Raw genomic sequence first — 17,607 nt, 5'->3', positions numbered from 1 at the left:
ATCCCCGCCACGGCGCTCACGTGCCGAGCGGGATGCCGGGGCGGCGGTGGAACGCCCAGTCGGGCAGGTGCCCCGCCGCCACGAACGACCGGATGATGTCGGCCAGCCCGTGCTCGGGATCGATCTCCTGCGCCAGCTGCGCATAGCGCTCGGCGTGGGTGGAACGGCCGAGGGCCCACGACAGCCACGCGCATACCGCCAGCGGCCCGGGGCGCTGGCGCACCGAGAGCAGCGCCGCCACGTGACGGCTGAGCTCGAGCGCGCGTCCCAGTCGCTCCGGATCGGGCCGGCGGCCCTCGCCCCACATCACGGCGGCGAGGTCGGCGGGGTACTCCTCGCCGTCCTCCCACCGGCGCTGCGCGTCGAGGGCGTCCTCCCCGTCGACGATGTCGCCCGCCCACTGCACCAGCGCCACGTCGCGCAGCGACGGCCGCGCCAGGCACCAGCCGATGAGCGCCGCGTCCATCGCGGGAAGGTCGTCCGGGGCCCAGGCGAGCGCGCGCTCGATGAGCCGCGGCAGGTCGTCGAGGGCGCACGCCGCCTCCAGCGCCGCCGGGTCGACCCGCTCGGTGTGCGGACCGCCGGGGATGCCGCACAGCACCTCCAGCGACGTGCGCAGCGAGCGCATCGCCGCGCCCACCCGGCGCCGCTCGGCGGCCGAGTGCGGCGGCAGGGCCGCGCCGCTGGCCTGATCGGCGGGGAGAGCGGCCTGGCCCGACGGCATCCGGGTGACGATCTCGGCCAGGGGGCGACCGTGCGGGGGCAGGTCGGGGTCGTCGTGCGATCCCCAGCCGTCGCCGGCGACCACGAGCGCGTCGACGATCGTCAGCCCGCTCGCGGCGGCGCGCAGGCGCAGCGCCGCCACGAGGGGCGCGAACGGGAGGGCGTCGCCGATCGGCTCGTCGGTGTAGACCACGACGACGAACGCGTCGACGTCGGGCACGCGGCACACGAACCCGACCGCCGTCGAGGCGAACATGTCGATCATGGCGGGGTCGTCGGGGGGAAGGTCGAGGCGCATCGCGCCGAGGCTGCGGCCTCGGGCGGTGGGCACGAGCACGGCGCTGCGCACGGCGGTGTAGCCAAGGAGGCGCGGGACGAGGGCGAGGAACTCGGCCGCTCCGGCGGCCTTCACGACGGTGGTCATGGCAGGTGAGCCTGGGCCGCCCGGCGCCGGCGTGGGAGCGCAGGGTGCCCCGGTGGGGGCGGATTGTCGAAAGTGCCCGCAGGTGAGGAAGTGATGCGGCCGTTACGATGGAGGCATGGACTCGTACTGGACCGCCGTCGTCTGGTCGCTGCTGCCCACCGTCGTGGTGCTGGGGCTGTTCATCTACGTGCTGCGCTCGATCCTGCGGATGGATCGCAGCGAGCGCCGCGTCTACGCCCAGATCCAGGCGGAGGAGCGCGCCAAGCGCGGGCTCCCGCCGGTCGCGGGCGACAGCGCCGGGCGCTGACTCCGCCGCCCGCTACGCTGGGCTGGACCGACGGAGGAGCGCGTGGATTCTGGGGATGACACCAACTGGGTGTTGACGATCGTCGCCTTCTGGCCGATCGTGGTGCTCGTCGCCGACATCATCATCCGCGTCCTCGCGATCATCGTCGTCCCGCGCAACCGGCGTCCCACCGCCGCGATGGCGTGGCTGCTGGCGATCTACTTCATCCCGTTCGTGGGCGTGCTGCTGTTCCTGCTCATCGGCAACCCGCGGCTGCCGCGCAAGCGCCGCAAGATGCAGAGCCAGATCAACGACTACATCCGCACCACCAGCCACGGGCTCGACTTCGGCACCCTGCGTCCCAACGCGCCCGACTGGTTCACCGCGATCGTGCGCCTCAACCGCAAGCTCGGGGCCATGCCGATCGCCGGTGACAACGGCGCCACGCTCATCGCCGACTACGAGCAGAGCATCGCCGCCATGGCCGCCGCCATCCGCAAGGCCGAGAAGTACGTGCACGTCGAGTTCTACATCCTGCAGACCGACGCGACCACCGACGACTTCTTCCGGGCGCTCGAAGAGGTCGCCGCCCGCGGGGTCGTGGTGCGGGTGCTCATGGACCACTGGGCCAACCGGGGCAAGCCCTACTACCGCCAGACGAAGAAGCGCCTGCACGACATGGGCGCGCACTGGCACCTCATGCTGCCGGTGCAGCCGCTGCGCGGAAAGTACCAGCGTCCCGACCTGCGCAACCACCGCAAGCTCCTCGTCGTCGACGGCACGGTGGCCTTCACCGGGTCGCAGAACGTCACCGACTCCACCTACAACCTGCGCAAGAACATCCGCCGCGGCCTGCACTGGGTCGACATGATGGCGCGCCTCGACGGCCCCGTCGTCGCCTCCGTCAACGCGGTGTTCCTGTCCGATTGGTATGCCGAGACGGGCGACGTCGTCGAGGGTGTCGAGCTGTTCGAACTGGGCACCGGCAGCGGCGACCTCGACTGCCAGATCGTCCCCTCCGGCCCGGGGTTCGAGTTCCAGAACAACCTCAAGCTGTTCATGGCGCTGCTGTTCGCCGCCCAGCGCAAGATCATCATCGTCAGCCCCTACTTCGTCCCCGACGAGGGCCTGCTCACCGCGATCCAGACCGCCTGTCAGCGCGGCCTCGAGGTGGAGCTGTTCGTCTCGGAGGAGGGCGACCAGGCGATGGTCTACCACGCCCAGCGCAGCTACTACGAGGCGCTCCTGCGCGCCGGTGTGCGCATCTGGCTGTACGAGAAGCCCTACATCCTGCACTCCAAGTCGATGTCGATCGACGACGAGGTGGCCGTCATCGGCTCGAGCAACATGGACATGCGCTCCTTCGGTCTCAACCTCGAGATCACCCTCCTCGTGCGCGGCGAGGAGTTCGTGCGGCAGCTGCGCGCCGTCGAAGACGACTACCGGTCGCGCTCGCGCGAGCTCACCCTCGAGGAGTGGAACAAGCAGCCGCTGCGCTCCACCGTGCTCGACAACCTGGCGCGCCTCACCTCCGCCCTGCAGTGACCGTTACGCCGATGTGACCGGCTCCGGGTTCCACGGTGCGGGTGCGGCACGGCAGGATGGTTGGTATGACCACTTCGCGCCTCCTCTCCGTCGCCGCCCTCGTCGCCGCAGGCATGCTCGCTCTCGCCGGCTGTGCCGCGAACACCCCGGCTCCCGCGGCGTCGGGTGACGCCCCGGCATCCTCGGGTGTCGTCCAGCCGGGCCAGGAGCTCGAGGTCGACGCTGCCTGGCTCGCCGGCGGCACCGCGATCGCGCTGGTCACGAGCGGCTCGTCGACGTGCGTTCCGACGGCCTCGGAGGCCACGGTGCAGGCCGACGGCACCCTCGCGGTCACCCTCACCGACATCGAGGGCCAGGCGTGCACGCGCGACCTCGTGCCGCGCGCCTCGTTCGTGGCGCTGCCCGAGGGCGTCGACCCGACGCGTGAGCTCGACATCGTGGTGACCTACGCGGATGCCACCGGCGACACCGATCTCGACGGCTACTCCGGCGGTCCCGTCGAGGAGTTCACCCCGTCGGCCGGGTGGGTCGACGACGACCAGCTCGTGCTGCTGACCTTCGGCTCGTCGTCGTGCGCCCCCGTGGTCGAGAACGTCGAGGTGGCCGGCGCCGCCGTCACCGTGACCTTCGTCGCCCCCGCCGCCGATCAGGTCTGCACGATGGACATGGCGCCGCGCCTCACCCTGGTGACCGCGCCCGAAGCCGAGGACGACAACGCGACGCTCACCCTCGCCGGCGGCGGCGCCGAGTTCGCGACCCCCGTCACCATCCCGATCGCCGACTGACCCGCCCCCACCCCCGTTCGCTCGCGCCGTGTCGCGGCCTCGCGGCCCGGCATCCGACATCTGGGCGCCAGCGAAGGGGGGGCGCAGCTTCCTCACCAGGGCGGCGAGGAGCGCGGGGCCGGCACGGGGCTGTGGACAGGGGCGGGCGCGGGGCGGCGCACGGGCATCCTGGGGCGATGAGACCCCGCCCGCTGCCGCCGCACCTGGGAGACAGCTTCTCGGTCGCCGATGCCCGCGATGCGGGGGTGAGCGCTGGGAGACTGCGCGCGGGCGATCTCGGCAGCCCGTTCCGCGGCGTGCGCAGTCGGATGCCGGCGGCACCGCACGCCGACCTGTTCGGCGAGCAGGCGTTGCGGCGCCGGGCCGAGCAGTATGCGCACCGCATGACGCCGCACGAGTTCTTCAGCCACGTGACCGCCGCGGTGCTCTGGGACCTGCCGCTGCCGCGATGGGTCGTCGACGGGCGGAGCCTCGACGTCGCGGTGCTGCTGCCGCGCCGCGCGCCCGCCTCGGAGCAGGTCGCCGGGCATGCGCTGACCCCCGGGTCGACCGCCGTGGTCCGGCATCCGGTCACCGGGTTCGCGGTGACGTGCCCCGCCACGACGTGGGCGCTGCTGGGCACGACCGTGCGCGGGGTCGACGACCTCGTCGTCGCCGGCGACGCCGCGATCCGCGTGCCCATGCACCGCACCGACCAGCCCGCACTCGCGACGCGGGCGCAGCTCGAGGCCGCCGTCGCGGCCGGGCGGCGGCGGGGAGCTGCCAGCCTGCGCGCGGCGCTGCCGTTGCTGCACGAGCGGTCGCGGTCGCGCCCCGAGACGAAGCTGCGACTGCTGCTCGAGGATGCCGGGCTCGGCGGCGCCGAGGTGAACGCCGATGTCGTCGAGGACGGCATCTGGCTGGGGCAGGTGGATCTGGCGTACCGGGCGCGCAGGGTGGCGCTGGAGTACGAGGGCGAGCACCATCTCACCGACCTCGACCAGTGGCATCGCGACATCGCCCGCTACGACAGGCTCAGCGCCGCCGGGTGGCGCGTCATCCGGGTGACCAAGGACCAGCTCGCCCGACCCGACGCCCTCCTCGCGACGCTCCGCCGCGCGCTCGCCCCCTGACGGCTTCGGTTCACTCGCGCCTTGTTGCGGCCCTGGGCCGCGCGGGGGCGCAGCTGGGCGCCAGTGAACGGGGGTGGGGCCGCGCTCGGCCTGAGGGCTTCGGTTCGCTCGCGCCTTGTTGCGGCCCCGGGCCGCGCGGGGGCGCAGCTGGGCGCCAGTGAATCGTGACAGGAGGGGGCGGGGGCGAGGGAAAGGCACGGCGGGGGCGGGAGCGGGGTGGGCGGGGGCTGGCAGACTGGTGGGGACCCCGAGGAGTGCCGTGACCATCCCTGTCGACCCTGCTGCGCGCGGCCGCCGCACGTCGGAGTCGCTCCTGCTCGGCGTGCTGCTGGCCCTGGCGGCCGGATCGGTCGAGGCCTACTCGGTCGTCACCTTCTCGACGTTCGCCGGCGCCCAGACCGCCAACCTCGTGAAGATGTCGGTCGCGCTGAGCGAGCTCGACCTCGGGCAGACCCTGCTCTTCCTCACGCCCATCATCGTGTTCATCATCGGCGTGTTCGTGGCCCAGCTGCTGCACGTGCCCTCGGTGGTGCGCGTGGTGCGCCGCCCGCACCGGGTGGCCCTCGCGCTCGAGCTCGTGATCCTCGTGGTGCTGGGCTTCCTGCCCGCCTCGATCCCGACCGTGCTCGGCACCGTGCTGATCACCTTCGCGGTGGCCGTGCAGGCCGCCACCTTCCGGCGCCTGGGCGACGTGGGCTACTCGACGACCTTCAACACCGCCAACCTCATGACCCTGGTGCTCGCGGTGCACACCGGCGTGCGCGAGCGCGAGCCGATCCACCGCTCCCGCGCCCGCCGCATCGCCGCCGTCGTCGGCTCGTACGCCGCCGGGGCGGTGCTGGGAGCGCTGGTGACCCGCGTGCTCGGCCCGCACGGCGCCTGGTTCTCGGCGGGCTTCGTCGTCATCGCGCTGGTGGTGTTCGTGTACGAGAGCCGCACGGGTCGCAGCTCGCACCCCGAGTAGCCACCCCGCCACCCCCACCCGGGCCCGACCCCCGGCCACTCCGCCCCTGGCGAACACGGGCATACCGGCATCCGGCGATCGTTACCCTCGTCGTAAGGCGTCAGAAGACTCGGCGCCCGGAGGAGTCGACAATGTTCGAGAGATTCACGGACCGTGCCCGTCGAGTGGTCGTCCTCGCCCAAGAAGAGGCGAAGATGCTCAACCACAACTACATCGGCACGGAGCACATCCTCCTCGGCCTCATCCATGAGGGCGAGGGCGTGGCCGCCAAGGCCCTCGAGAGCCTGGGCATCTCGCTCGACGCAGTGCGCGAGCAGGTGCAGGACATCATCGGTCAGGGGCAGCAGCAGCCGACGGGGCACATCCCCTTCACGCCGCGCGCGAAGAAGGTGCTCGAGCTGAGCCTGCGCGAGGCGCTGCAGCTGGGCCACAACTACATCGGGACCGAGCACATCCTGCTCGGCCTCATCCGCGAGGGCGAAGGTGTCGCCGCGCAGGTGCTGGTCAAGCTCGGCGCCGACCTGAACAAGGTGCGCCAGCAGGTCATCCAGCTGCTCAGCGGCTACCAGGGCAAGGAGCCCGCGGGTGTCGCCGCCGGCGCCGGCGAGCAGAACCAGCCCGCCCAGGGCGGGTCGGCGGTGCTCGACCAGTTCGGCCGCAACCTCACCCAGGCCGCGCGCGACAACAAGCTCGACCCGGTCATCGGGCGCGAGAAGGAGATCGAGCGCGTGATGCAGATCCTGTCGCGCCGCTCGAAGAACAACCCCGTGCTGATCGGCGAGCCCGGCGTCGGCAAGACCGCCGTCGTCGAGGGCCTGGCCCAGGCGATCGTCAAGGGCGAGGTGCCCGAGACGCTCAAGGACAAGCAGGTCTACTCGCTCGACCTCGGCTCGCTCATCGCGGGCTCCCGCTACCGCGGCGACTTCGAGGAGCGCCTGAAGAAGGTCACCAAGGAGATCCGCACGCGCGGCGACATCATCGTCTTCATCGACGAGATCCACACCCTCGTGGGTGCCGGTGCCGCCGAGGGCGCGATCGACGCGGCCTCCATCCTCAAGCCGCTCCTCGCGCGCGGCGAGCTGCAGACCATCGGCGCCACGACGCTCGACGAGTACCGCAAGCACTTCGAGAAGGATGCCGCGCTCGAGCGCCGCTTCCAGCCGATCCAGGTCGCCGAGCCGAGCCTGCCCCACGCGATCAACATCCTCAAGGGGCTGCGCGACCGCTACGAGGCGCACCACAAGGTGCAGATCACCGACGGCGCGATCGTCGCGGCGGCCAACCTCGCCGACCGCTACATCAGCGACCGCTTCCTGCCCGACAAGGCCATCGACCTGATCGACGAGGCCGGCGCCCGCCTGCGTCTGTCGATCCTGTCGAGCCCGCCCGAGCTGCGCGAGTTCGACGAGAAGATCGCCAAGGTCCGCGAGGACAAGGAGATCGCCAGCGAGGAGCAGGACTTCGAGAAGGCCGCCGCCCTGCGCGACGAGGAGAAGTCGCTGCTGGCCGAGCGGCTGCGCCTCGAGAAGCAGTGGCGCTCCGGCGACGTGGCATCCCACGCCATCGTCGACGAGGGCCTCATCGCCGAAGTGCTCGCCCAGGCCACCGGCATCCCGGTGTTCAAGCTCACCGAAGAGGAGACCAGCCGTCTCGTCTTCATGGAGAAGGCGCTGCACCAGCGGGTCATCGGCCAGGAGGAGGCGATCGCCGCGCTCTCGCGCACGATCCGTCGCCAGCGCGCCGGTCTGAAGGACCCCAAGCGCCCCTCGGGCTCGTTCATCTTCGCCGGCCCCACGGGTGTCGGAAAGACCGAGCTGGCCAAGGCGCTGGCCGAGTTCCTGTTCGACGACGAAGGCGCGCTCATCTCGCTCGACATGAGCGAGTTCGGCGAGAAGCACACCGTCTCGCGGCTGTTCGGTGCCCCTCCCGGGTTCGTCGGCTTCGAAGAGGGCGGCCAGCTCACCGAGAAGGTGCGCCGCAAGCCGTTCTCGGTGGTGCTGTTCGACGAGATCGAGAAGGCCCACCCCGACATCTTCAACTCGCTGCTGCAGATCCTCGAAGAGGGTCGTCTGACCGACGGTCAGGGACGCGTCATCGACTTCAAGAACACCGTGATCATCATGACGACCAACCTCGGTTCGTCGGCGATCGCCGGTGGCCCGGTCGGCTTCCAGGTGGAGGGCAACGCCCAGACCACCTACGAGCGGATGAAGGGCAAGGTCGACGAGGAGCTCAAGCGCCACTTCAAGCCCGAGTTCCTCAACCGCGTCGACGACGTCATCGTCTTCCCGCAGCTGAGCAAGCCCGAGCTGCGTCAGATCGTCGGCCTGTTCACCAAGCGGCTGTCGGAGCGTCTGCTCGACCGTGACATGACGGTGGAGCTGTCGGACAGCGCGAAGGACAAGCTCATCGAGATCGGATTCGACCCGACGCTGGGTGCCCGGCCGCTGCGCCGCGCCATGCAGCGCGAGGTGGAAGACCGCCTCAGCGAGCAGATCCTGCACGGCGAGCTCAACAGCGGCGACCACGTGAAGGTCGACGTCGAGGACGGGAAGTTCACGTTCGAGAGTGCGCCCCGCGGCGAGAAGGTGGCCATCGGGGTCTCGACGATCCCCGAGATCACCGCCACGCCCGACCTGGCCGCCGGCGCCTGATCCCACACCACCAGCGACGCCCCCTTCCGGATTCCGGGAGGGGGCGTTCTGGTGTGTCGGGACGGGCCGCGGGCGGCGCGCCCCGATCAGGGGATGTGGTAGATCCGCACGGTCGAGTCGGTGTGCTCGACGTAGAGGGCGTGGGTGAGTTCGCGGTACTCGCCGTCGCTGTTGTGGCTGATGAACGAGACGACCGGCGGGCCGCCCGGCACGTACTCGACCTTCGAGACCGTCATGGTGTGGTCCATGCCGGCCTGGGTCTCGCCCCAGCTGAACAGGCCCACGTCGCCGACGCGCACGCGGTCGAGATCGGCCTCAGTGGAGTAGCCGAACCCGAGCTTGTCGAAGTAGGCGGCCATCGGCGCGGTCGCGATCCACGGCTTGGATGCCGTCCACATGGCGCCCTTGGAGTACCACGTGCCGTCGATGTGCCAGCCGCGGGCGATGAGGCCCTGGCTGGTGAAGTTGGTGCAGTCGCCGCCGTAGGGGTTGTAGTCGCCCCACTCGGCGGAGTTGTACGAGAACACGTACTGGTGCAGGTAGGCCATCTGGGCGGCGACGTCGCCGCCGGCCGGCTGGGTGTTCGTGCCCGCGGCGTCGGCGGTGATCTGGGCGCGGTAGGCCTCGGCATCCGCCTTCACCGCATCGACGGCCTGCTGCGTCTCGGCCTGCGCGGCGTCGGCGTCGGCGGCGGTGGTGGCCGAGCGGAGCTTCTGGGTCGCCTGGTAGAGCGCGTCTTCGGTGGCGCGGGCGGCATCGGAGTAGTCGGCGAGCACGGCCATGGCCTGGTCGGCGGCGGCCGCGGTGTCGAAGGACGGCGGCGCGGCGGCCTCGGGCGTCGGGGTCGACGCGTTGGCTGCGGGGGTGGTGTCGGGGGTGGCCTGGGCGCGCTCGCCGAGCGAGCGCACGAAGCCGAAGATGCCCACCGTCAGGGCGGCGACGATGATGACCGAGACGACGCCCGCGAGCACGCGGCGCCGGCGGACGTTGCGGCGTCGTCGCGCGGAGCGGGTGGGGGGAGTGGACACGTCCTGAACCCTAGCAACGACCCCTGAGCGGATGCCGGAGGCGCCACCGTCGATCGACGCGGCGCTGCCCCGAGGCGCGGCGCCCCGCCGCCGGCCTCCCGGGTCAGACCCCGATCGGGGCGACGTCGACCTGCACCCGCAGGGTCGACTTCTTGGCCTTGGTGAAGATGATGCCCTTCACCGGCGACACGTCGCCGTAGTCGCGGCCCCACGCCACGGTGACGTAGCGGTCGCCCGCCCACTGGTCGTTGGTGGGGTCGATCGCGAGCCACTGGTCGGTGCCGGGCAGCCAGACGGCCAGCCACGCGTGCGACGCGTCGGCGCCGAACACCCGCTCCTTGCCCGGAGGCGGCTGGGTGGCGAGGTAGCCCGAGACGTAGCGTGCCGCGACGCCGTGGGCGCGCAGGCAGGCCAGCGCGACGTGCGCGAAGTCCTGGCAGACCCCCGCGCGCTTGCCCATCGCGTCGGCGACGGTGGAGGTGACGGTGGTGGCCGTCGGGTCGTAGTCGAAGTCGCGGAAGATGCGGTGCATGAGGTCGGTGGCCGCCTCGCCGATGGGCCGGCCCGGGGTCAGTGACTCGGCGCCGTAGGCGGTGGCGGAGGCCACGTGCCGCACGCGCGGCGACTCCAGGGCGAACTCGGCCGCCTTCCACGCCCCCGGCATGTCGGGGGCCAGCAGCGGCCGCGCCAGCTCCCACGGCTGCGCCAGCGCCTCTTCGTCGTAGTGCGGGTCGTCGACGACGACGTCGCTGGACGAGACGATGGCCAGCTCGTCGTGCGGGTCGGTGACGTGGAAGTAGGTCGCCGAGTTGCCGAAGTAGTCGGTGTCGGGGCTCATGTCGCCCGGGAGCGGCTCGACGACCACCTCCGACGAGTGCACCTGCTGCCAGGGCAGGGTGCGGGGGATCAGGTGGAACTGGCCGACGGAGTCCTGCACCGGCTTGCTGTACGAGTAGGCGGTGCGGTGCCACACGCGGTACTGCCTCATGCGCGGGCCGCCATCTCTTCGATGAGCGACAGCGACGACAGCGACACCTGGGGCGGGCCGACCTCGAAGTGCAGGGCCACGATCGCGTCGGCCAGCTGCTCGAGCCGCGCGATCAGCTCGAGCAGGAACGGCTCGAGCGCGCGGCGGCGACCGCCGGTGGATGCCGCGAGGGTGGCGACGTCGACGGCATCCAGGTCGCGCAGCAGATGATCGAGCAGGCGCTCGGGGCGCGACGAGCCGGTGGAGCTCGGCATCGCGGCCAGGTGCTCGGCGACCGCCGTGAGGGAGAAGGCGACCGAGCGCGGGTTGCCGCGGTCGAGCAGCAGCAGGTCGAGCATGTCGGCCACGCGCATCGCGCCGCGGTAGCGCCGACGGTACGTGACGATGCTCTCCGAGGCCAGCAGCAGCCCCTCGAGCACCTCGCGCTCGGCGCGCGGGTCGCGGCGGTCGATGACCCCGGCGGCGAGCACCTCGCACACCTGCAGGCTGCGCTCGAGCGCACGGCCGGTCTCGATCATGTGCCAGCCGGCGTCGCGCACCATGTTGGCGGTGACGCCGTAGAGCGACAGCAGGGCCGACAGCATGCGGCCCGCCGACTCCTGCGAGCGGTGCGGATGCGGGGAGACCCGCAGCGCCCGTGCGGCGCGCTCCACCTGCGAGAACACGCGCCAGGTGTCGCCGGAGAGCTGGTCGCGCACCCCGGCGAGGGCGTCGCGCAGGCGGGCGATCGAGTGGGCCGCCGAGCCTGGACGCCCGGCATCGAGCAGCATCGAGCGGAACTCGGCCTCGGGGTCGTCACTGCGGCGTCCGGCCAGGCGGGCGAGCACCTGCATCAGCACGACCGCGTCGACGGGGATGCCGGTGGTGTGGGTGCCGGGGCGGTCGATCTGCTGCTGCGCGGTGAGCACCAGGCGCAGGGCGTCTTCGCCGCGCTCCGCGTAGCGGCCGCTCCAGAACAGGTCGGCCAGGGCGCGGGGGGCGAGGCTGGGCACGGTGCGGGCGGTCGGCAGCACCGCGATCTCGGCGATGCCCTGGTCGGGGTCGGACTGCTCGGCCTTCAGCACCCACACGTCCTTCGACGCCGGCGGGGCGTCGGGGTGCGCGCGCAGGGTGGCCAGGCCCCCCACGAGCGGGCGGTACACCGAGCCGTGGCGCAGCGCGAAGCCGCGGAAGACGACGGGGCGGGCATCGGCGCGCGTGCCGCCCTGCCAGGCCGGGGCCTGCGACAGCGGCAGCAGCTGCTGCCCGACGAAGCGGTGCGGCGCGGCCAGCACGCGCGCCTGCAGCTCGTCGGGCGTCAGGCCCGCCAGCGTGCTGCGCGGCTGGTCGATGGGGCGCACGAACAGCGTCTCGTCGCCGGCGGCCACCCGGCCCAGCACCTCGGCGCGGGCCACCGGGTCGCCGCACCACCAGGTCGGCGTCGACGGCAGGCGCAGCTGCTCGCCGAGCAGGTGCTCGCACGCCGCGGGCAGGTAGGGCATGAGCGCGGGGTTCTCGAGCACGCCCGAGCCGAGTCCGTTGATGAGGCGCACGCGGCCGCGCCGCACCGCCTCGGCGAGCCCGGCCACGCCCAGCCGCGAGTCGGCGCGCAGCTCGAGCGGGTCGCACCACTCGGCATCCACGCGGCGCACGATCACGTCGATGCGCTCGACGGGGGCCTTCGCCGGCCAGCCGGCGGGCTTCATCCACACCCAGCCGTCGCGCACCACCAGGTCGCTGCCCTGCACGAGCGGGAAGCCCAGCGCGTTGGCGAGGAACGCCTGGTCGAAGGAGGTTTCGGACAGGGTCCCGGGGGAGAGCACGACCACCCGCGGGTCGGCGACGCCGTCGGGGGCGGCCGACAGCAGCGCGGCGTGCACGGCCGAGAAGTAGGGCTCCACCCGGTGCAGGCTGCTCTCCTGGTAGAGGTCGGGCAGCACCTGCGACATCACGCGACGGTTCTCCATCGCGAAGCCCAGGCCCGAGGGCGCCTGCACCCGGTCGGCCAGCACGTGCCACTCGCCCGATGCGTCACGCCCCAGGTCGGCGGCCGACAGCACGAGCGGATGCGGGTCGTCGGCGCTCGCGCGGGCGACGGGGCGCGCATACCCGGAGTGGCCGACCACTGCCGCGGCGGGGACGATGCCGCGGGCCAGCAGCGTCTGCGGTCCGTACAGGTCGACGAGCATCGCGTTGAGCAGCTCGGCACGCTGGGCGAGGCCGACGTCGAGGCGGGCCCAGGACGCCGCGTCGATGACCAGCGGCAGCGGGTCGAGCTGCCACGCCTGCGCGCCGGTGTCGCGGCGGATGTAGGAGACGCCGTCGTCGGCGAGGAAGCGGGTGATCTCGCCCTCGACCCGGCTGAGCGTCGCGGCGGTCAGCTCGAGCGCCGGGGCGGCCAGGGCCTTCCACCCGGGACGCAGCGAGCCGTCGGCGTCGACGACCTCGTCGTAGCGGGCGGTGTCGCCGCCGAACGGCAGTGTCGGCTGCGACACGGTCGCGGCGTATTCGCGCAGCACACTCACGCTGGGGCCGCCTCCGGGATCAGGACAGTGGGTCGTGCCCCGTCAGACTATCGGCGCCGGCGAGGCGGCCGTGCGCGGGGCGCCGGCCGGTAGCCGGGGGCGGCGCAATAAGGTGGTGCGGTGAGCACGTTCACCGTCCGCCCGGCACGCACGTCCGACGTGCGCGCGATCCTCGAGCTGCTCGACCCGTGGGTGCAGCGACGGATCCTGCTCGGCAAAGAGCGGGTCACCCTCTTCGAATCGGTGCAGGAGTTCGTCGTCGCCGAGAGCGACGGCGCGATCATCGGCTGCGGTGCCCTGCACGTCATGTGGGAGGACCTCGGCGAGATCCGCACACTCATCGTCGCGGAGGGCTGGCTGCAGCACGGGGTCGGCGGCGCCATCGTCGAGCGGCTCGAGCAGCATGCCCGGCAGTTGGGGCTGTCGCGACTGTTCTGCCTCACCTTCGAGGTCCCCTTCTTCACGCGTCGCGGCTTCGAGCCGATCGGCGAGCAGGTCGTCGACGCCGACGTGTACTCGCAGCTGCTGCGCAGCCCCGACGAAGGTGTGGCCGAGTTCCTCGACCTGGCGCACGTGAAACCGAACACTCTCGGCAACACCCGCATGCTCAAGCGGCTCTGAGCGCTGTCCCGCTCTAGCCTGGAGGGGTGACCAGCCCGCCGCGCCGCCCGTCGCCCGCCGTGTACCGTCGGCGCCGACTCGCCGTGGTGCTCGCCGTGCTGCTGGTGTTGGGTGTCGCCGTGGCGATCGTGCTCTGGCAGCCGTGGAATGCCACGGATGCCGGTGCGCAGCCGCGCCCCGCCGGGACGGCATCCGGCGTGGCGACCAGCCCCGCCCCGGCGCCTTCGGCGACCGTCGACGTGACGCCCACCGAGACCTCGGCGGTCACCCCCGAGCCCACCGAGACGCCCGCGGCCGAAGACGAGATCGCGCAGTGCAGCACCGGCAGTCTCGAGGTGTCGGCCGTGACCGACAAGCAGTCGTACGGCGCGGGTGAGCAGCCCCAGCTGTCGATCGCGCTCACCAATCGCAGCACGCAGCCGTGCCTCATCGACGTCGGCACGGCCACGCAGGCGTTCACGATCACCAGCGGGAGCGACGTGTGGTGGCGCTCGACCGACTGCCAGTCGGAGTCGAGCAGCCAGATCGTCCAGCTCGCCGCCGGTCAGACGGTCTCCAGCGCGGCGCCGCTGTCGTGGGACCGCACCCGCTCGTCGGTGGACTCGTGCGACGGCAACCGTGCGGCCGCCCGGCCGGGTTACTACAATCTGACCGTGGAGATCGGCGGGGTCGAATCGCGGCCGGGTCAGTTCCGGCTGCGGTGAGGTTTCCGGCCCTGCCGGAACATGCTCCCCCCGCGAATTCCTGAGAACATTCTCATGCATTTGTCCCCCTTTTGGGGGACTGTGCCAAAGATCTATCGCGTTACGCTATTCGTAGCTCCCGCCACTGGTAGGTGCCCCACTGTCCCCAGCGGTGGTTCACTGTCTTCCCCAGAGACGTGATGCAGGCGACTTGCCGCGGTGAGCAGGGCCCTCTCGAGTTTCCCAGTCCCCAATGGGGAGATCGAGAGGGCCCCCCCTTTTGCCCTGCCGGGCCCACGCCGGGTGGCCCCGGCAGACCGACTGGCTAGGCTGGACGGATGGCCAAGAAGCGCGCGAAGACGTCGAAGGACGAGCCGCTGGAGTTCCGCAACACCCAGCTGGCCGACGCCCTGCAGACCCAGGACATGGCGGCGCTCGCGTTCGCACTGCGCCACGGACCCACCGTCGTGCCGCTGCTGCGCCCCGGACAGCGCGACAACCCGCTCGACTCGGGTGAGGTGTGGACCTTCCGCGACCCGAACACCGGTCAGATCGCGCTGCTGCTGTTCAGCGATGCGGTGAACAAGCCCCCGGCACTGCCGCCGGCGGTCGCCCTGCAGTCGCCGGGCTGGCTGAAGGCCTTCCTCGGCACCCACGGCGACGAGATCACCACCGTCTTCTTCGACATCGCCGGCCCGCATCCGATGCAGGCCTCGCCCGCCGACCTGCTCGCCGCCCTCGACCTCTGAGGGCGACCGCTCAGAACTCGACCGCTCAGAAGTCGGGCACGTCGCGGGTGTCGACCGGATGCAGCCGTGCGACATCGCCCAGCGCCGACTGCACCGTCTTCGACGCACGGTCGATCACCGTGCGGTAGCCCAGCCGCGCGGCCTCGCTGCGGCGCTGATCGTGCTGGGTGACGGCGCGGATCTCACCGGCCAGGCTCAGTTCACCGACGGCGACGACCCCGGCCGGGTTGCTGCGGCCGGTCACGGCGCTGGCCACCGCCATCGCGATCGCCAGGTCGGCGGCCGGCTCGACCAGCCGCACCCCGCCGACCGTCGACACGTAGACGTCTTGGTCGGAGACCTTGATGCGGGCGCGCTTCTCGAGCACCGCCAGCACCATCGCCACCCGCGCCGCATCCACGCCGCTGACGATGCGGCGGGGGTTGCCCGAGGTGGCCGGAAGGGTGAGCGCCTGCACCTCGACGGGCAGCGCCCGCCGGCCCTCGAGGGCGATGGTGACGCACGTGCCCGGCTCGTTCGACCCGTGCCCGAGGAACAGGGCGCTGGGGTCGGGCACCTCGGCGATGCCGTCGCCGGTCATGTCGAAGCAGCCCACCTCGTCGGTCGCGCCGAACCGGTTCTTCAGGGCGCGCACGAAGCGCAGTGACGTCTGCCGGTCGCCCTCGAACTGGCACACCACGTCGACGAGGTGCTCGAGGATGCGGGGGCCGGCGATCGAGCCGTCTTTGGTGACGTGCCCGACGATGATCACGGGGAGGTCCCGCTCCTTCGCCACGCGGATGAGGGTGGAGGCGACTTCGCGCACCTGGCTCGGATGCCCGGCGACGCCGTCGGTGAGGGAGGACGACACCGTCTGCACCGAGTCGACGATGAGCAGCTCGGGGCGCACCTCGTCGATGTGGCCGAGGATCGTGGCCAGGTCGGTCTCGGCGGCGAGGTAGAGCTCGTCGTGCAGCGCGCCGGTGCGCTCGGCCCGCAGGCGCACCTGCCCGAGGGACTCTTCGGCACTGGCGTAGAGCACGCGCCGGCCGGCGCGGGCGCTCTGGGCGGCGACCTCGAGCAGCAGCGTCGACTTGCCCACGCCCGGCTCGCCCGACAGCAGAATGGCCGCGCCCGGCACGATGCCGCCGCCGAGCACGCGGTCGAACTCGCCGACGCCGCTCGTGCGCCGCGGGGTCTCGCTCGTGTCGATCTGGGTGATGGGGCGGGCGGCGCGCACCGGCGCCGACGCGGTCACGGAGTGGACGATGCCGGTGACCGTCGCCGCCTCCACCACCGAGCCCCACTGCTGGCACTCGCCGCAGCGGCCCACCCATTTCGCGGTGGTCCAGCCGCACTCGGTGCACCGGAAGGCGCTCGTGGTCGCGGGGCGTCGGGTTGCCATGGGGCTAGGTTAGCCGCGGCATCCGACACCCCGCGTTCCGCGGGGTCGCCGCGCGGAACGCGCGGCGGGGCGGGGTCAGCGCAGCGAGTCGGCGACCTCGCGCAGCGCGTCGGCCGAGCGGCGGAACAGACCGAGCTCGTTGGCCGAGAACGGCGTCTCGCGGATGGGCTGGGCGCCCTTGCTGTTGACGATCGAGGGCACTGACAGGGCCACGCCGCTCACGCCGTGGAAGTCGTCGAGCACGGTGGACACCGGCAGCACGGCGTTCTGGTCGTTGAGGATCGCCTCGACGATGCGGGCGCTCGACAGGCCGATGGCGTAGTTGGTCGCGCCCTTGCCCTGGATGACCTTGTAGGCGGCGTCGCGCACGTCGACGGCGATCTGGTCGAGCTCGTCGACGGTGAACTTCGGCTGGCCGTCGAGCGGCTGCCACTCGAGGATCGGCACGGTGCCGATGGTCGCGTGCGACCACAGCGGGAACTCGGTGTCGCCGTGCTCGCCGACGATGTAGGCGTGCACGCTGGCGATCGCGACGCCCGCGCGCTGGGCGATCTTCCACCGCAGACGCGAGGTGTCGAGCACGGTGCCCGACGCGAACACGCGCCCCACCGGCAGGCCGGTGTTCTCCTGGGCGAGTACGGTGAGCACGTCGCAGGGGTTGGTGACGATGACGAAGACGGCGTCGGGGGCGACCTCGAGCAGCTGCGGCATCATCGTCTTGAGGATGTTGGCGTTGACGCCGGCCAGCTCGGTGCGGGTCTGGCCCGGCTTCTGCTTGGCGCCGGCGGTGATCACCACGACGTGCGAACCCGCGGCGACCGAGATATCCGAGCCGCCGATGATGTCGCTCGAACCGGTGAACTGCGCGCCGTGCGAGAGGTCGAGCACCTCGGCTTCGGTCTTCTCGGTGGCGATGTCGTACAGGGCGACGTGCCGGGCCGACCCGCGGATGAGGGAGGCATAGGCGACGCTGGATCCGACCGCACCCGCGCCGACGACAGTGAGTTTCGAGTTCTCGATCACGCTCATGGGGTCAGTCTGTCAGCAGAACGCCACGCCCTGCCACACGTCATCACCGGGGTAACGCCACCCCCCCTTGCCGATGTCGTCGGCCGGGTCGACGATGGTGGCGCGGCCGGCGGCATCCGATCGCCGTC

At 71.9% G+C, this 17,607-nt stretch carries 15 protein-coding genes; 9 read left to right on the top strand and 6 right to left on the bottom strand.

Annotated features, from left to right (window positions below; genetic code table 11):
* Positions 1-16: 16 nt before the first annotated feature.
* Positions 17-1,147: a DUF4192 domain-containing protein gene (locus tag N3K63_RS02740; RefSeq protein ID WP_261578429.1), complete on the bottom strand. Its 1,131-nt coding sequence runs from the start codon at positions 1,145-1,147 to the stop codon at positions 17-19.
* A 115-nt stretch (positions 1,148-1,262) separates the two neighbouring features.
* Between N3K63_RS02740 and N3K63_RS02735 the strand changes: the two genes are divergently transcribed.
* The 6 genes from N3K63_RS02735 to N3K63_RS02710 all read left to right on the top strand — a co-directional run bounded on the left by N3K63_RS02735 (position 1,263) and on the right by N3K63_RS02710 (position 8,493).
* Positions 1,263-1,454: a hypothetical protein gene (locus N3K63_RS02735; RefSeq protein WP_261578428.1), complete on the top strand. Its 192-nt coding sequence runs from the start codon at positions 1,263-1,265 to the stop codon at positions 1,452-1,454.
* Between the two features lie 42 nt (positions 1,455-1,496).
* A complete protein-coding gene (gene cls, locus N3K63_RS02730) occupies positions 1,497-2,978 on the top strand; it encodes a cardiolipin synthase (protein WP_261578427.1) in 1,482 nt (493 codons plus the stop codon).
* A 65-nt stretch (positions 2,979-3,043) separates the two neighbouring features.
* A complete protein-coding gene (locus tag N3K63_RS02725; RefSeq protein WP_261578425.1) occupies positions 3,044-3,763 on the top strand; it encodes a hypothetical protein in 720 nt (239 codons plus the stop codon).
* Positions 3,764-3,939: 176 nt separating this feature from the next.
* Entirely contained in the window at positions 3,940-4,875 is a 936-nt protein-coding gene (locus tag N3K63_RS02720; RefSeq protein ID WP_261578424.1) for an endonuclease domain-containing protein, read from the top strand.
* A 259-nt stretch (positions 4,876-5,134) separates the two neighbouring features.
* Complete coding sequence (locus N3K63_RS02715) at positions 5,135-5,839, top strand: YoaK family protein (RefSeq protein ID WP_261578423.1); 705 nt, start codon at positions 5,135-5,137, stop codon at positions 5,837-5,839.
* Between the two features lie 131 nt (positions 5,840-5,970).
* Entirely contained in the window at positions 5,971-8,493 is a 2,523-nt protein-coding gene (locus tag N3K63_RS02710) for an ATP-dependent Clp protease ATP-binding subunit (protein WP_261578422.1), read from the top strand.
* An 86-nt stretch (positions 8,494-8,579) separates the two neighbouring features.
* Here N3K63_RS02710 and N3K63_RS02705 read toward each other — a convergent pair whose 3' ends face one another.
* The 3 genes from N3K63_RS02705 to N3K63_RS02695 form a co-directional block, all read right to left on the bottom strand.
* Positions 8,580-9,521, bottom strand: a complete 942-nt coding sequence (locus N3K63_RS02705) for an amidase domain-containing protein (protein WP_261578420.1) — start codon at positions 9,519-9,521, stop codon at positions 8,580-8,582.
* Positions 9,522-9,624: 103 nt separating this feature from the next.
* Positions 9,625-10,509: a transglutaminase family protein gene (locus N3K63_RS02700; protein ID WP_261578419.1), complete on the bottom strand. Its 885-nt coding sequence runs from the start codon at positions 10,507-10,509 to the stop codon at positions 9,625-9,627.
* A complete protein-coding gene (locus N3K63_RS02695; protein ID WP_261578418.1) occupies positions 10,506-13,013 on the bottom strand; it encodes a circularly permuted type 2 ATP-grasp protein in 2,508 nt (835 codons plus the stop codon). The genes N3K63_RS02700 and N3K63_RS02695 overlap by 4 nt, the downstream gene beginning before the upstream one ends.
* 120 nt (positions 13,014-13,133) lie before the next feature.
* On the opposite strand from N3K63_RS02695, the gene N3K63_RS02690 reads away from it, so the two are divergent.
* From N3K63_RS02690 to N3K63_RS02680, 3 genes are all read left to right on the top strand, one after another.
* Positions 13,134-13,634: an amino-acid N-acetyltransferase gene (locus N3K63_RS02690; protein ID WP_261578416.1), complete on the top strand. Its 501-nt coding sequence runs from the start codon at positions 13,134-13,136 to the stop codon at positions 13,632-13,634.
* Between the two features lie 26 nt (positions 13,635-13,660).
* The gene (locus N3K63_RS02685; protein WP_261578415.1) at positions 13,661-14,338 is read left to right on the top strand and encodes a hypothetical protein; all 678 of its coding nucleotides are present in this window, start codon (positions 13,661-13,663) and stop codon (positions 14,336-14,338) included.
* A gap of 317 nt (positions 14,339-14,655) precedes the next feature.
* Positions 14,656-15,066, top strand: a complete 411-nt coding sequence (locus tag N3K63_RS02680) for a dehydrogenase (protein WP_261578414.1) — start codon at positions 14,656-14,658, stop codon at positions 15,064-15,066.
* A 25-nt stretch (positions 15,067-15,091) separates the two neighbouring features.
* On the opposite strand, the gene radA is transcribed toward N3K63_RS02680, so the two are convergent.
* Together radA and N3K63_RS02670 are read right to left on the bottom strand one after the other, a co-directional pair.
* Positions 15,092-16,450 (bottom strand): DNA repair protein RadA, encoded by a 1,359-nt coding sequence (gene radA, locus N3K63_RS02675; RefSeq protein ID WP_261578413.1) that lies wholly within the window; start codon positions 16,448-16,450, stop codon positions 15,092-15,094.
* A gap of 75 nt (positions 16,451-16,525) precedes the next feature.
* A complete protein-coding gene (locus N3K63_RS02670) occupies positions 16,526-17,479 on the bottom strand; it encodes an L-lactate dehydrogenase (protein ID WP_261578411.1) in 954 nt (317 codons plus the stop codon).
* Positions 17,480-17,607 lie beyond the last annotated feature (128 nt).

Origin of the sequence: Microbacterium festucae (assembly GCF_025421715.1) — a bacterium.
In the GTDB taxonomy this organism is placed as follows: Bacteria; Actinomycetota; Actinomycetes; order Actinomycetales; family Microbacteriaceae; genus Microbacterium; species Microbacterium festucae.
The sequence above is the reverse complement of the archived record's forward strand: the minus strand, read 5'-3'. Positions and strand labels throughout refer to the sequence as shown.